Here is a 13,414-nt window from a genome sequence, read left to right as displayed (position 1 = left end):
AGCCACAATGGTGTGCGCCCGCGGCATACTGGCTGTTGTGTCGACGAAGTTGGTGCGATGGGGTGCCGCCGCGCCGTCAGATCGTGATTCCGCTCGCGACCGATTGCTAGATGCTGCCGAGCGGTGCCTAGAGAGTTGCGGCGTGGTAGGCACGACCATGGAGGACATCGGCAGAACAGCGGGTGTCTCCAGGGCAACGGTGTATCGCTACTTCCCTAATCGGGAGGCGGTGATGTCGGGCGTCATCATTCGCGCCGCCGAGCGCTATCTCGATCGCATCAACCCCCGGATCGCGGAGCACACCGATCTGGGCTCCGCTCTCGTCGATTTCGTGGAATACACAGTTGAGGCCGCGCGCCGCGAAGAGATCATCGGATTGTTGTTCGGCAGCGACGAGGAACTCGCCGGCGTTGGCCTCGCGGCGGGGACCTCGACGTCACTCTTCGAACTCGTCACCGAGTTTCTCCGTCCCATCTTCAGGAGACACTGGAGTTACGTAGAACCGGGCGTCTCCGTCGACGACGCCGCCGAGTGGGTTCTCCGCACGATACTGAGCCTGCTGACTGTTCGAGGACCGCGGGAGCGCAGTCGTGACGGGCTCCGGACATTTCTTTCAAGGTTTCTCCTTCCCGCAATCCTGGCGAGCGACCATTGTCGACCGATGTGACAGACAAGGCGTAATGTCTCAACCACAGCTGAGGTAGGAGGCCGGACATGTCTGTGCAGTTCACCGCGTTCAACCAGCAGGTCGCTGAACAACTGCAGAGCGCAGCAGAAACCACGGGCGGGCTGGCCGGTTACCTCGGCTTCCGGCACACTGAATTCACTGCTGGACGGCTCGTCGCGGAGATGGACGCACGCGACGACCTGAAGACGCCTTTCGGCAACTTGCATGGCGGCTGCTTGTCGGCCATGGTCGACCATTGCCTTGGAGTGGTGTTTTATCCCGTGATTCCGATGGGATCCTGGGTCGCGACGACGGAGTTCAAACTGAATTTGCTTCGTCCAGTCTCCAGCGGAACCTGTGTAGCCACGGCTGAGATCATCTCGCTGGGCAGAACCAGCGGTGTGGCACGTATCGACATCTGCAACGACGGCAGAGCGGTGTGTGCGGCGCAGGGCACCGTCACCGTCGTCGCACCGAAGGCCATCTCTTGATGTCTGCAAACAGAGCACATGATTCGTCCGCTCCTGTCGTCGAGCGCGTGCCCACGGTGGATGGGCTCTCGCTGGCGGTCGACTTCTACCGCTGTGACGGACCGCGGGCGGTCGTGTTGCTCCTTCACGGCGGTGGTCAGAGCCGGCACGCCTGGGATGTCACCGCCCAACGATTGCATCAGCGGGGCTACACCGTTGCCGCCTACGACGCAAGGGGACATGGTGACAGCGACTGGGATCCAGACGGACGCTATGACATCGAACGGCTGGGGTCCGACCTGTTGGCCGTGCGCGCGTACGCCGGCTCCGCCCGCCCAGTTGCCGCGATCGGGGCATCGTTGGGCGGTTTGACCATCCTCGGCACGCACTTGCTCGCCCCATCGGAGCTATGGCAGGCCGTCGTCCTGGTTGACATCACTCCGCGAATGCAGATGCACGGCGCCCGCCGAGTCCTATCGTTCATGTCGGCCCATCCCGAAGGTTTCGACAGCCTAGAGTCGGCCGCTGACGTGATCGCCGCCTACAACCCGCACCGCCCTCGCCCCGAAAACGTCGACGGCCTTCAAAAAGTCCTCCGCCGACGTGGAGACGGTCGCTGGGCCTGGCGATGGGATCCGGCGTTTGCGACGTCGAATTTTCAGTTCCTGCAGAGTGATTCAGACGACGGCGCAGAGGAGTTCGAGATGATGAGCGCATTCCTTGTCGATGGCGCGCGACAGGTGTCCGCGCCGGCGCTGCTGGTCCGCGGCCTGCTGTCGGACATAGTCTCCGAAGAGACAGTGAAGGATTTCCTCACCTTGGTTCCCCACGCGCAAACCGTTGACGTGTCGGGCGCGGGCCACATGGTTGCTGGCGACAACAACGACGCATTCTCGACGGCGGTCGTCGACTTTCTCGACCGTACCGTTTGACGCCAGTCGTCGGGCTGCGCGGGAGATCCCAGTTCGCCACCTATTCTGCTCGTATGCCAACTGATTCGGCGCGGATGTCGTTTCGCCGACATATCCGCGAGCAGGTCTTGAGGGCGACACGGGAACTCACCATTGAGAAGGGCTGGGAACAAGTCCGAGTGAGTGAGGTCGCCGAACTTGTCGGCGTCTCCCGACCGACGCTATACAAGGAGTTCGGCGATAAGCAGGGACTTGGTGACGCGCTCGTGGTGGCCGAGGGTCAGCGCTTCCTGGAGGGTATCCACGCCATCCTCGCCGAACACACCGGCGACGTTCAGGGCGGCATCACCGCAGCGGTGCGGTTCACCCTGCGTGAAGCAGAAGCCAGTCCGCTCCTGAAGTCGGTGCTGACGTCCAGCCACTCAGGGGATGATCGCGCCGGTGCGCCGACGACGGGCGTTCTTCCTCTCCTGCCGACATCGGCGTCCCTGCTCCAGCTCTCCTCCGCGGCTTTGGTCGCGTGGTTTCACGACCACTTCGCCGATCTCGACTCCGAAGACGTCGAGGAGGTCGCAGACGTTCTGGTGCGGCTCACCGTGAGTCACGTCGTCCTTCCCTCCGCGGACATCGCCACCACGGGTGCGCGGATCTCGCGGGTGGCGCTCCGCTACCTCGGCGTTGGCTATAGATAGCTGTGACTTGAGCGGTCTTAGCCTCGATCCACTGACAATGGACTGTTTGTCGGGGTGTCGGGATAAGGAAAGTGCGTTCTGAGCTGGGAAGATTGATATTGTTCAGGCAACAATCGGTCCAGTTCGAGAACGGCACTTCCGGCGCGAGTGTCCCACACGTTCACCCCGCGGTCCGATGTGTTCGATGAGGACATCTGGTGTCGTGCGCGGGCCTGGTGCCGGTGATGGCGCTGGCTGAGCAGGCAGGCCTATCGGAGTTGTTGGCCAACAAGATTCACATCGCAGCTCCCAGGGTCAAGTCGAGGTCGGCCAATCCGGCTCCGAAACTGGCCACCCTGATCGCGAGCATGTACGCGGGCGCGGATTACATCGATGATGTCGACCTGGTCCGCGCTGGCGGCATAAAAACCCTTTTTCCGCCGGGTGTATCCCCCGTCAACGATGGGAACGCTGTTGCGGGAGTTCACTTTCGGTTATGCCCGCCAATTGGATTCGGTGCTGGCCGAGCATCTGGCCGGCTTGTGTGACCGGGTGAATCTGCTGCCCGGCGCGCAGGCTCGGGCCTTCATCGAACACCCGGGGAGAGGCGACGCTGCAGAAAGACGCCGCAAAGGTCGGGATCTCCGGACCCGCCGGGACAGCTCAATGTGGTGAGAGCCGAAACTCGCTCGGAGAGCGGCCGGTCCATCGCTTGAAGGCGTGTGAGAAGTTGGCGAGGTCGCTGTATCCGAGATCCGTGGCGATCTCACTCACCGATAGGGATCGGTCGAGTAGCTGCAGCATCGCGCGCTCGCGCAGGAATGCTTGGCGCAACTCGCGAAAGGTGGTCTCCTCTTCGGAGAGGCGCCGCTTGAGTGTGCTGGTGGACATCGACAGCTCATGTGCGAACCAATGTTTACTTCGGCGTCCGGGCTCCTTCTGCAGCAGCCGTCTCACCTTCTCCGAGAACGACGTGGTTTCGCTCCGCTGGTCGAGAGTTCGCTGCAGATCGACGATGGCGAGTCGGTATGCGACGGGATCGGAGAACCGGCACACCTCGTTGAGCGTGTCCGCGGGAACATGGAGGAAGGACATCGGAGCGTCGAAGAACAGGCGCCCGGCGGTAAGGTCGTCCTCGCGATCTTTCAAGGCGGCGGGCGCTGGCCAACTCAAGTGGAGTGTGAGGGTCGGCGCCGCACGGACGAGCATGTCCAGCAGTCGCAACAACGCCAACCCGGCGTACGTGACGGCGAGGCAGTCCAGGGCACGATCGCTGGTGTGTCCCCAGAGCCCGACGGTGAGGCCTTGGTCATCTGGATGAAACTGTGCTTTGACAGCCGTCGTGATCAACGGCAGATAAGTCAGCAGCTCTACGATCTCGGCCACTGAGCCCGCGCTGACCAGCGGAACACTCAGCGGGCCGAAGGACGTCAACTGTGCCTGTTCGGCTAACGCAAATCCGAGCAGCGTTGCCTGATCGATGTCTAGACCGGGGTACGCCTCACGAAACCACCGTAACGGGGCCTGGATATCACGCTGAATCAGCGTCGCCTCGTCGGTTCCTTCGCGAGCCATGATGTTGCGAAGCCGCGCGACGGCGTCTGGGTCAAACGCCGGGCTCTCGAGCATTTGCACGAATGCGAGTGGGGGCACACCCGCGTCATTGGGGTTCACTGACCATGGCCCCTTTGAGCCGAAATCACAAGTTTCTGACTCCGGCGAACATAGCCGCAGCGCTCATCTGGCGCAAGACTTGTGTCAAGTAACTGAGGACACGCAAGGAGCCTGGCTATGGCAGTTGTCACATTTGTCTCCCACGGCGGCGAGAAGTATGAGGCGCCTCTCGAGGAAGGTCAGTCACTGATGCGGGTCGCGACCAACAATGCGGTGCCCGGCATCGACGGCGACTGCGGAGGCGAAGCCGCGTGCGGCACCTGCCATGTGATCGTCGATCCGCAATGGTCCGATCGGGTCGGCCTCTCCGGGGCCAATGAAGAGGAGATGCTCGCGATGAACCCCGAGCGTCAGCCGACCTCCCGGCTGTCCTGCCAGATGCAGGTCTCTGAGGCGTGGGACGGTTTGATCGTCCATCTGCCCGAGTTCCAACTGTGATGACGAAAGAGAGGTGAGACGTGAGCAATATTCGCGAGGCAGTCACTGCCAAGGCTCAGGCAACAATTCCGATGGACCGAATAATCCAGGGCGCCCACCTCTACGACAGAACGCGGCGCTGGGTCACCGGCACCAACGGTGAAAAAATCTTCATCGAGCGACCGATCCCGCCGGCTGACGAGGTTGAACTGACCGACATCGACCTTAGCAATCCTTTCCTCTATCGTCAGGGTCGCTGGAAGTCCTATTACGAGCGCCTACGCAACGAGGCTCCCGTGCACTATCAGGCCCACAGCGCGTTCGGCCCGTTCTGGTCGGTGACGCGGCATGCCGACATCGTGGCCGTCGACAAGAACCACGAGGTCTTCTCCTCCGAGCCGTTCATCGTCATCGGGAGCCCGCCGCGCTTCCTCGACATTGCGATGTTCATCGCGATGGACCCCCCAAAACACGACCGGCAACGGCAGGCTGTCCAGGGTGTGGTCGCACCGAAGAACCTGCGTGAGATGGAGGGCCTCATCCGCGAGCGGGTGGTAGACGTGCTCGACGCTCTGCCGCTTGGCGAACCGTTCAACTGGGTGCAGCACGTCTCGATCGAGCTAACCGCGCGCATGCTGGCCACGCTGCTGGACTTCCCGTTCGAGCAGCGGCGCAAGCTCGTCCAATGGTCCGATCTCGCCACCTCCATGGAGCAAGCCAACGGTGGGCCCTCGGACAACGACGAGATATTTCGCGGCATGGTCGATATGGCTAGAGGTCTCAGCGCTCACTGGCGGGACAAGGCAGCCCGGACAGCTGCCGGAGAGCTGCCCGGCTTCGATCTGATCACCATGTTGCAGAGCGACGAGAGCACCAAGGACCTGATCGATCGCCCGATGGAGTTCTTGGGCAACTTGGTATTGCTGATCGTGGGTGGCAACGATACGACCCGCAATTCCATGAGCGGTGGTGTTCTGGCGCTGAACGAGTTCCCTGACCAGTTTGAGAAGCTGAAGGCGAACCCCGAGCTGATCCCCAACATGGTCTCGGAGATCATCCGGTGGCAAACCCCGCTCGCGCATATGCGCCGGATCGCCAAGGCCGACACTGTGCTCAACGGGCAGTTCATCCGCAAGGGCGACAAGGTCCTGATGTGGTACGCCTCGGGCAACCGCGACGAGCGCGTGTTCGATCGGCCCGATGACCTGATTATCGATCGGGCCAACGCCCGTAACCACATCTCCTTCGGTTTCGGCGTGCACCGCTGTATGGGTAACCGGCTGGCCGAGATGCAGTTGCGGATCCTGTGGGAGGAGCTGCTTCCGCGGTTCGAGAACATCGAGGTCGTCGGTGAGCCCGAGTACGTGCAGTCCAACTTCGTGAGGGGGATCAGTAAGCTGATGGTCCGCCTCACCCCGAAAGGTGGCGCATGACCGTGCAGCGAGCGGTCATCGCGGGGGCCAGCCACGCGGGCACCCAGCTCGCCGCCAGTCTTCGCCGAGAAGGGTGGGACGGCGAAATCGTCCTCGTCGGCGATGAGTCGGCGTTGCCCTACCAGCGGCCCCCGCTGTCCAAGTCGTACCTGGCCGACAAATGCGAACTGGCCGAACTCGCGATCCGCAACTCGGATTTCTACGCCAAGCAGCGGATCCGACTCCTGGATGCGACGGTGGCGGCGGTCGACCGCTCGGCTGGTCATGTCGTGCTGAGTACCGGCGACGCACTGCCCTACGACAAGCTCGCGCTGTGCACTGGCGCCCGGCCTCGTCGGCTCCCCACCCCGGGAGCGGACCTGGCCGGAGTCTTCTACCTACGCACCGCCGCGGACGGCGAGATGATCCGAGAGGCCGCCGGCCCCGGGCGTCGGGCGGTGATCGTCGGCGGCGGCTACATCGGACTGGAGACAGCCGCCTCGTTGCGTGCACTGGGTCTGGAGGTCACCCTGCTCGAGGCGACCGGGCGCGTCCTTGAACGGGTCACCGCCCCGGAGGTATCGGAGTTCTTCGACCGGATCCACCGGGAGGAGGGCGTCAACATCCGGACGGGCACGCTGGTCGAGGCTCTGTCCGGCGACGGCAGGGTCCGCGAAGTAATCCTGGCCGGTGGCGAATCAATTCCCGCCGACCTCGTCATTGTCGGCATCGGCGTGGAGCCGAACACCGAGCTCGCCGCCACCGCGGGCCTGGTCGTCGACAACGGCGTCGTGATCGACGATCAGGCCCGGACTAGCGACCCCGACATCGTGGCCGCCGGGGACTGCGCCAGCCACGACATGGCCCGTTACGGCCGTCGCATCCGCCTGGAGTCCGTGCCGAGCGCGGCCGAGCAGGCCAAGGTCGCCGCCGCGACCGTCTGTGGGAAGTCCAAGAAGATAGCGGCCCTTCCATGGTTCTGGTCAGATCAATACGACCTCAAGCTCCAGATCGCCGGTCTCAACACCGGGTACGACGAGGTCGTCCTCAGCGGCGACCCGACCCGGGAGCGCGACTTCACCTGCTTCTACCTCCGTGCCGGCGAGCTTCTTGCCGCCGACTGCATCAACCGTCCCCGCGACTTCATGTTCAGCAAGCGGGTCATCACGCAGCAAGTCGCCGTCGAACGGGCCGAACTGGTGCTCGCCGGCTCGGACTGAGGTGCCGGCGGTGCGTAGGCGGTGGGAACGACGACGGCGGATGCGACGCGTGTCTTGGAGAGGTACTTCAGTGACAATTGCCATCCAGCCCCGCTGGCAAAGGAACGCTAGCGGCTGCCCGGCGGTCGCCTTGGCGCAGCGCATCAGGACCTAGTGGGGTTTCCCAACGAGCATGACGATTCTTTCCGGAGGAGCAGCGTCAGAAGTCGGTGCCTGTTCTGTTCTGTTCTGTTCTGACAATGAGGTTAGTTGAGGTTGACGGTGGCGGTATTTAGGGACGAGGACGAGGTCTATGCCTTCCTGGGCGGGATCTTTCGGCGGGGTTTGGAGAAGGAGGGTCTGGCGGACAAGCTCGCGAATTCGGGTGTGGTGTTGCGGGTGCATTACACAGATCCGGATGCGGTTGTGACGGTGGACATGCCGAACAAGGTGGTGGAGACCGGAGCGGCCAGTACCGCGGTGCCCAACGTGGAGTTGTTCATGTCGGCAGACACGGGGAACAAGTTCTGGTTGGGGAAGGTGAACTTGACGATGGCGATGGCCAAGGGAACGGTACGTGCGAAAGGTCCGGTGCCGAAGTTGATCAAGTTGATCCCGCAGGCCAAGAACCTGTTCCCCGAGTACCGGTTGATGCTGGAGAGCCAGAATCGGCAGGACCTCATCGATGCGTGACCCTCGCCTCACCGCGGGCTGTAGGGCGGGTGTGCGATGAGGAGCACGATGCAGGACGTTGCGTTGACTGTGCCCGCGATCGTGGCCCATGCTTCGGCAGTCCATGGCGATCGCGAGGTGCTGACTGCGCGCGGACCCCGGCAGATCTCTGGGGTGTCCTATCGCGAGGTGGGTGAGCGTGCGGCACGGTTGGCAAATGCTTTGCGCCAGATCGGCATCCGTGGAGATGAGCGTGTCGCGACGCTGCAATGGAGCAACCAGGAGCATCTGGACTGTTACGCGGCGGTGCCGTCGATGGGCGCGGTGCTGCATACGTTGAACCTGCGGCTGCCGCCGGAACAGCTGACGTGGATCGCCAATCATGCCGAGGATCGGGTGATCATCGTCGACAGTACGGTGCTTGCCCTTTTGGCGGCGGCGTTGCCGTCGATGACCTCGGTGCGCACGGTGCTAGTGACCGGAACCGGCGATCTTGCCGCGGTCGAGGGGTGCGGAAAGGACGTCCTACGGTACGACGATGTGGTGGCCGCCCAGTCGAGTACGTTCGAGTGGCCCGATGTCGATGAGCGGTCGGCTGCAGCGATGTGCTATACGAGCGGTACCACCGGGCACCCGAAAGGTGTTGTCTACAGCCATCGTTCGACGTGGTTGCACTCTCAGGCGGCGTGCACCTCGAATGCCTTGGGCATCGGTCATGACGACACGGTGTTGGCGATCGTTCCGATGTTCCACGCCAACGCGTGGGGGTTGCCGTATGCGGCGATGATGGCCGGCGCGCAGCTTCTGCTGCCTGACCGTTTCCTGCAGGCGGGGCCTTTGGTGGAGATGATCGAGGCGGTGCGGCCGACGATGGCGGGGGCGGTGCCGACAATCTGGACCGATGTTCTGCATTACTTGCGCGACAATCCTGGCCATGACGTGAGTTCGCTGAAGATGGTGGCCTGCGGTGGTTCGGCGGTTCCGCGGTCGTTGATGACCGCCTATGACGAGCTGGGCATCCGCATTGTGCAGGCTTGGGGGATGACTGAGACTTCCCCGCTGGCCTCGGTCGCTCTGCCGCGGAGTTCTGATACCCCGGAGAGGTCGCTTCACCTGCGCGCAACCCAAGGCCGGGTGGTGGCCGGTGTGCAGGCCCGCATCGTCGATGACAGCGGTGCAGAACAACCGTGGGACGGAAAATCGGTGGGGGAGATTCAAGTCCGCGGCCCGTGGATCACTCAGTCGTATTACGAGAATGACAGTCCGGCGGCGTCGCCGGACGGGTGGTTGCGTACCGGGGACGTGGGGACGATCAGCGCGGACGCGCTCATCGCGCTGACCGACCGCTCCAAGGATGTCATCAAGTCCGGGGGCGAATGGATCTCCTCGGTGGAATTGGAGAACGAGTTGGCCGCTCACCCTGCGGTGCGCACCGCCACGGTGATTGGAGTGCCCGACGACAAGTGGCAGGAACGGCCGCTGGCGGTGGTCGTCCTGGCTGCCGACCGCACCGCCACCGCGGCGGAGCTGACCGAATTTCTGCGTGCGCGGGTGGCCAAGTGGTGGCTACCGGAACGGTGGGCGTTCGTCACCGACATTCCGCTGACTTCCACTGGCAAGTTCGACAAGAAGAAGCTGCGCCGCCAGTTCGCCGACGGTGACCTCATCATCGAGACGCTGGCGTGAATCATCAATCCACTGCGACCGAAACACTGACGTTAAGGAGACACACATGAAGACACGTGCTGCAGTGCTGTGGGGCCTAGGAGAAAAGTGGGAAGTCGAGGACATCGAGTTGGATCCTCCCGGCCCCGATGAAGTGCTCGTCCAGCTGACCGCGACCGGGTTGTGCCATTCCGACGAACACCTCGTGACCGGCGACCTGCCCATTCCGCTGCCCGTCGTCGGTGGCCACGAGGGTGCCGGCACCGTGGTCGAAGTGGGTGCGGGTGTCGAGAACGTCGCCGAGGGCGATTCGGTGATCCTGACGTTCCTGCCGTCGTGCGGGCACTGTTCCTATTGCGCGCGGGGGATGGGGAACATGTGCGACTTGGGTGCCGCGCTCATGATGGGACCCCAGATCGACGGCACTTACCGTTTCCATGCCAGGGGTGAGGACGTCGGCCAGATGTGCCTGCTGGGCACGTTCTCGGAATACACCGTGGTCCCCAAGGCGTCTCTGGTCAAAATCGACCAGGGGACACCGCTGGACAAGGCGGCGTTGATCGGGTGTGGTGTGACGACCGGGTACGGGTCGGCGGTGCGCACCGGTGAGGTGCGTGCCGGGGATACCGTGGCGGTGATCGGAGCCGGTGGCATCGGCATGAATGCGATTCAGGGTGCCCGCATCGCGGGCGCGTTGAACATCGTGGCTGTCGATCCGGTGGCGTTCAAGCGTGAACAAGCCGGCGGTTTCGGTGCGACGCATGCCGTTGCCACGATCGACGAGGCCTGGTCACTGATCAGTGACATCACCCGCGGCAAACTCGCCGATGTCTGCGTCTTGACCACCGATGTCGCCGAAGGGTCCTACATCGGCGAGGCGCTGTCCTTGGTCGGTAAACGCGGCCGTGTGGTCGTTACCGCGATCGGGCACCCCGAAGACACCTCGATGTCGGGTTCACTGCTGGAATTGACGCTGTATGAAAAGCAGATCCGCGGCGCTCTGTACGGTTCTTCGAACGCCGCCCACGACATCCCGCGGCTCGTCGAGCTCTACAACGCCGGACACCTCAAGCTGGATGAGCTGATCACCCGTGAGTACACCCTCGATCAGATCAACGAAGGCTACGCGGATATGCGATCGGGCCGCAACATCCGAGGACTCATCCGATTCTGATAAAGCAGCCGAAGCGCGGGAGCGCGACCACGGGAGCAAGCGAGCTGAGTACAACGGTTGAGTGCTGCGCGTCTGTGGCTCTTACCGTTGACGTGTTGATGCAGGACTAGCGATCGAAAGTCAATGTGCCCCATCGCCATAGGCTGTCGAGATGCGCGGCTGAGGTTGGCTGCGGTCACGCGTGTTGGTGTTGGCACCTACTGTCAGCCGGGAAGCCGTGATGAAACGTAGCTTTTGACGAGTCTCAACAGTGCTACTGACAAGGAAGGAAGCGGCGATGACGAGGATTCAAGTTCCCTATCCCCATAGGAGGGGAGGGCACTGTGGTTCCGGTGCGCTTCGTGACCTTACTGAATGGGCCCAACTCGGATGGGGGACAGAAGCACTCAGTGAAGGATTGGTCTTCACCCTCGGCGGAGTCTTGGACTTCTCGTACGTCCGCTCTACGCAGTTGTTCCCCCAGGTGTACCTGGTAGGACGAGGAAGCGACCTGGAACAGGATTACCTCTCCCGGGTTGGCGCAAAGTTCGTCGTGCGATCGACCGATGACCCGGACGTGGGATGGGCATTTGTGACCGACGAAATCGACAAAGGTCGACCCGTCATGGTCTGGGCTGACATCGGCGAACTTCCTTACCTGCGCGTCCGATTGCACATGAGCCGTCACGACATTGTCATCACCGGATACGATGACGAACAACGGGTCGCCTATGTGGTCGATAATGACCGCGAGACAACCCAGACGGTGGCCTACGACGACCTACGCCGGGCGCGGTCCTCGGTCGGGTTTCCCACACCTACCCGGCACACCACATATCACGTCGACTGGCCAGAGCGAGTGCCAGACCTTGGGCCGATCGCGGCCGCTGCACTCGCCGCGAGCGCAGCGTTCATGCGCGGCGGTGCCGTAGGTGCGCCGCTACTGCGCATCGAGGCAGCTGAAGTCGAATCTTCCGGTTTGAAGGGTGTGCAGGACTTCGCCGATGACGTAGGGCATTGGCCAACGCTGTTCGATGACGATGCCCTGACCGCGGCATTGTTCGGGCTCGGGGCGTTCATCGAGAAAGCCGGTACCGGCGGCGGGCTCTTTCGTACGCTGCAGGCAGACGGTTGCCAGAACATCGCCGATCTCCTAGATGACGCCGCCACTGCCGAAGCGGCTGCCGCGGCCCGACATGCTTCCAAAGCGTGGTCTACGCTTGCGGCCGCAGCCACGGATGCCGGCACATCGCTACGGAGTCGTAGTCTAGCTGCGGCCAAAGTCGCCGCGACGATCCCGGACGCCGAAACGCGCCTCGTCGAAGCCCTCGAAACGGCCAGTCGATCCGTTGGCACTGTCGATACCGGCATCGAAGCTCATCTGAAAGGCTATCTGTGAGTGGCACTTCAAATCAATCGAGTTTCCTGAAGACTACTGGTTTCTCGATTGGCAGCATGACGATGTTCAGCGCTTCGCCCAGAACGCGGTCGGTGACGTTCGTGACCCTTGTGCAGAAGGCGAGGTTGACCGTCACCGCTGTGGGGGACAGGATTTGGTATGACCCCTATAGCACCGACGACGACCCCGAGCATTATCGGGCGAGCTATGCGGCGACAGCGTCGAGGGCGTATTGCGGGGCAGGACCAAATGGCTGATAGTGACGGAACTGGAAGGTGTACCGCAGCGATGATCTCGGCGGGCTAACGAGTCCTTTACATACTGTCTTCGGGCGATCAGCCCAGCCGACGTCGGCGCAGTTCTTCAGTCGCATGGTGGTCCATGCACTGCGTGGTCCTATTTAGGAGGATTTCGTCATCGACGAGCAAGCGGAAGAAGATTCGGCCATCGCGTGGTGGCATAACTTTCAGAATCGTGTTATCGCCGCCGACGGCGACTACCTCGATGCGCACCATCCGTGGTGCCTTGGTTGCGGCACAGACAATCCGCACGGTCATCGCCTGCGAGCGCGTCGGCGTGGCGACGGGGTGGGCGCCAGGCATATCTTCGACGGCCGACATCGCGGCGCACCCGGGATCGCACATGGCGGCGCAGTCATGACGGTTCTTGACGACACGGTGGGCATGCTGCTCTACGTCGTCGGTGAGATGGCCGTCACCCGTAAGCTCGACACCGAGTTCTTCGCGCCGGTATTGCTGGGGGTTCCCTACGAGGTCAGCGCGGAGCTCGTGTCCAGAACCGGCCGGAAACTCGAAGTGCGGACAGAATTGCGCGAGGAAGCCACCGGCCAGCTGGTCGCGTCCGCGTCCGGGTTATTCGTCGTCGTCACGCTGGATCACTTCACTAGCTCCATACAGAAGGCGTCGTCAATACGCTGCACTGCGCGACCACCCTGGGAAGGATGACTCAACCCGTAAATCTGCTCATTTTTCAACCGGCGCAGGCTGCTCAGGATTGAACCGGGGCCGACAGGGGGTTTGCTAAGCAAACGCGTACTCGACCACATCGTGGTGTACCAGCCTTCGGTAGCGTGACGCCGCAGCG

Annotated in this window: 14 protein-coding genes and 1 pseudogene; 13 read left to right on the top strand and 2 right to left on the bottom strand. The window is 62.7% G+C overall.

Annotated elements, in window-relative coordinates:
* Positions 1-142: 142 nt before the first annotated feature.
* The 5 genes and pseudogenes from AC5Y2L_RS23790 to AC5Y2L_RS23770 all read left to right on the top strand — a co-directional run.
* On the top strand, positions 143-667 hold the full coding sequence (locus tag AC5Y2L_RS23790; RefSeq protein ID WP_008256180.1) for a TetR/AcrR family transcriptional regulator: 525 nt from the start codon (positions 143-145) through the stop codon (positions 665-667).
* A gap of 53 nt (positions 668-720) precedes the next feature.
* Positions 721-1,158, top strand: a complete 438-nt coding sequence (locus AC5Y2L_RS23785; protein WP_041325313.1) for a PaaI family thioesterase — start codon at positions 721-723, stop codon at positions 1,156-1,158.
* The gene (locus tag AC5Y2L_RS23780) at positions 1,158-2,069 is read left to right on the top strand and encodes an alpha/beta fold hydrolase (protein ID WP_012394833.1); all 912 of its coding nucleotides are present in this window, start codon (positions 1,158-1,160) and stop codon (positions 2,067-2,069) included. Before AC5Y2L_RS23785 ends, AC5Y2L_RS23780 begins: the two co-directional genes overlap by 1 nt.
* A 92-nt stretch (positions 2,070-2,161) precedes the next feature.
* Positions 2,162-2,740: a TetR/AcrR family transcriptional regulator gene (locus tag AC5Y2L_RS23775; RefSeq protein WP_172827193.1), complete on the top strand. Its 579-nt coding sequence runs from the start codon at positions 2,162-2,164 to the stop codon at positions 2,738-2,740.
* A gap of 147 nt (positions 2,741-2,887) precedes the next feature.
* Positions 2,888-3,313: pseudogene (locus tag AC5Y2L_RS23770) on the top strand (IS1380 family transposase); the annotation flags it as partial.
* Positions 3,314-3,382: 69 nt separating this feature from the next.
* On the opposite strand, the gene AC5Y2L_RS23765 reads toward AC5Y2L_RS23770, so the two are convergent.
* Positions 3,383-4,348: a helix-turn-helix transcriptional regulator gene (locus AC5Y2L_RS23765; RefSeq protein ID WP_046188922.1), complete on the bottom strand. Its 966-nt coding sequence runs from the start codon at positions 4,346-4,348 to the stop codon at positions 3,383-3,385.
* A 162-nt stretch (positions 4,349-4,510) separates the two neighbouring features.
* Here AC5Y2L_RS23765 and AC5Y2L_RS23760 point away from each other — a divergent pair, with 162 nt between their 5' ends.
* The 7 genes from AC5Y2L_RS23760 to AC5Y2L_RS23730 all read left to right on the top strand — a co-directional run bounded on the left by AC5Y2L_RS23760 (position 4,511) and on the right by AC5Y2L_RS23730 (position 12,310).
* Complete coding sequence (locus tag AC5Y2L_RS23760) at positions 4,511-4,831, top strand: 2Fe-2S iron-sulfur cluster-binding protein (RefSeq protein WP_012394830.1); 321 nt, start codon at positions 4,511-4,513, stop codon at positions 4,829-4,831.
* Between the two features lie 71 nt (positions 4,832-4,902).
* Positions 4,903-6,243 (top strand): cytochrome P450, encoded by a 1,341-nt coding sequence (locus AC5Y2L_RS23755; protein ID WP_046188902.1) that lies wholly within the window; start codon positions 4,903-4,905, stop codon positions 6,241-6,243.
* A complete protein-coding gene (locus AC5Y2L_RS23750) occupies positions 6,240-7,442 on the top strand; it encodes an NAD(P)/FAD-dependent oxidoreductase (RefSeq protein ID WP_012394828.1) in 1,203 nt (400 codons plus the stop codon). Before AC5Y2L_RS23755 ends, AC5Y2L_RS23750 begins: the two co-directional genes overlap by 4 nt.
* 261 nt (positions 7,443-7,703) lie before the next feature.
* Entirely contained in the window at positions 7,704-8,114 is a 411-nt protein-coding gene (locus AC5Y2L_RS23745) for an SCP2 sterol-binding domain-containing protein (RefSeq protein WP_016889191.1), read from the top strand.
* Between the two features lie 48 nt (positions 8,115-8,162).
* Positions 8,163-9,779 carry a fatty acid--CoA ligase gene (locus AC5Y2L_RS23740; RefSeq protein WP_016889190.1) on the top strand — a complete coding sequence of 539 codons (1,617 nt, stop codon included), beginning with the start codon at positions 8,163-8,165 and terminating at the stop codon, positions 9,777-9,779.
* Between the two features lie 46 nt (positions 9,780-9,825).
* Positions 9,826-10,932 (top strand): NDMA-dependent alcohol dehydrogenase, encoded by a 1,107-nt coding sequence (locus AC5Y2L_RS23735; RefSeq protein WP_012394825.1) that lies wholly within the window; start codon positions 9,826-9,828, stop codon positions 10,930-10,932.
* 277 nt (positions 10,933-11,209) lie between these two features.
* Complete coding sequence (locus tag AC5Y2L_RS23730) at positions 11,210-12,310, top strand: BtrH N-terminal domain-containing protein (RefSeq protein ID WP_042789224.1); 1,101 nt, start codon at positions 11,210-11,212, stop codon at positions 12,308-12,310.
* Between the two features lie 335 nt (positions 12,311-12,645).
* On the opposite strand, the gene AC5Y2L_RS23725 is transcribed toward AC5Y2L_RS23730, so the two are convergent.
* On the bottom strand, positions 12,646-12,930 hold the full coding sequence (locus AC5Y2L_RS23725; RefSeq protein WP_012394823.1) for a hypothetical protein: 285 nt from the start codon (positions 12,928-12,930) through the stop codon (positions 12,646-12,648).
* Between AC5Y2L_RS23725 and AC5Y2L_RS23720 the strand changes: the two genes are divergently transcribed.
* A complete protein-coding gene (locus tag AC5Y2L_RS23720) occupies positions 12,898-13,275 on the top strand; it encodes a PaaI family thioesterase (protein ID WP_016889187.1) in 378 nt (125 codons plus the stop codon). The two genes, AC5Y2L_RS23725 and AC5Y2L_RS23720, sit on opposite strands and share 33 nt — an antisense overlap.
* The last annotated feature ends 139 nt before the right edge of the window (positions 13,276-13,414 follow it).

The organism is Mycobacterium sp. NGS66 (genome assembly GCF_059812225.1).
This window is presented reverse-complemented; position numbering and strand designations above follow the sequence as displayed.

Excerpts from the sequence above, each read along its gene's own strand:
- AC5Y2L_RS23780 (WP_012394833.1), top strand. The coding sequence starts at position 1,158 with ATGTCTGCAAACAGAGCACATGATTCGTCCGCTCCTGTCGTCGAGCGC.
- AC5Y2L_RS23765 (WP_046188922.1), bottom strand. The coding sequence starts at position 4,348 with ATGCTCGAGAGCCCGGCGTTTGACCCAGACGCCGTCGCGCGGCTTCGC.
- AC5Y2L_RS23760 (WP_012394830.1), top strand. The coding sequence starts at position 4,511 with ATGGCAGTTGTCACATTTGTCTCCCACGGCGGCGAGAAGTATGAGGCG.
- AC5Y2L_RS23755 (WP_046188902.1), top strand. The coding sequence starts at position 4,903 with ATGGACCGAATAATCCAGGGCGCCCACCTCTACGACAGAACGCGGCGC.
- AC5Y2L_RS23750 (WP_012394828.1), top strand. The coding sequence starts at position 6,240 with ATGACCGTGCAGCGAGCGGTCATCGCGGGGGCCAGCCACGCGGGCACC.
- AC5Y2L_RS23740 (WP_016889190.1), top strand. The coding sequence starts at position 8,163 with ATGCAGGACGTTGCGTTGACTGTGCCCGCGATCGTGGCCCATGCTTCG.
- AC5Y2L_RS23735 (WP_012394825.1), top strand. The coding sequence starts at position 9,826 with ATGAAGACACGTGCTGCAGTGCTGTGGGGCCTAGGAGAAAAGTGGGAA.
- AC5Y2L_RS23730 (WP_042789224.1), top strand. The coding sequence starts at position 11,210 with ATGACGAGGATTCAAGTTCCCTATCCCCATAGGAGGGGAGGGCACTGT.
- AC5Y2L_RS23725 (WP_012394823.1), bottom strand. The coding sequence starts at position 12,930 with ATGTCGGCCGTCGAAGATATGCCTGGCGCCCACCCCGTCGCCACGCCG.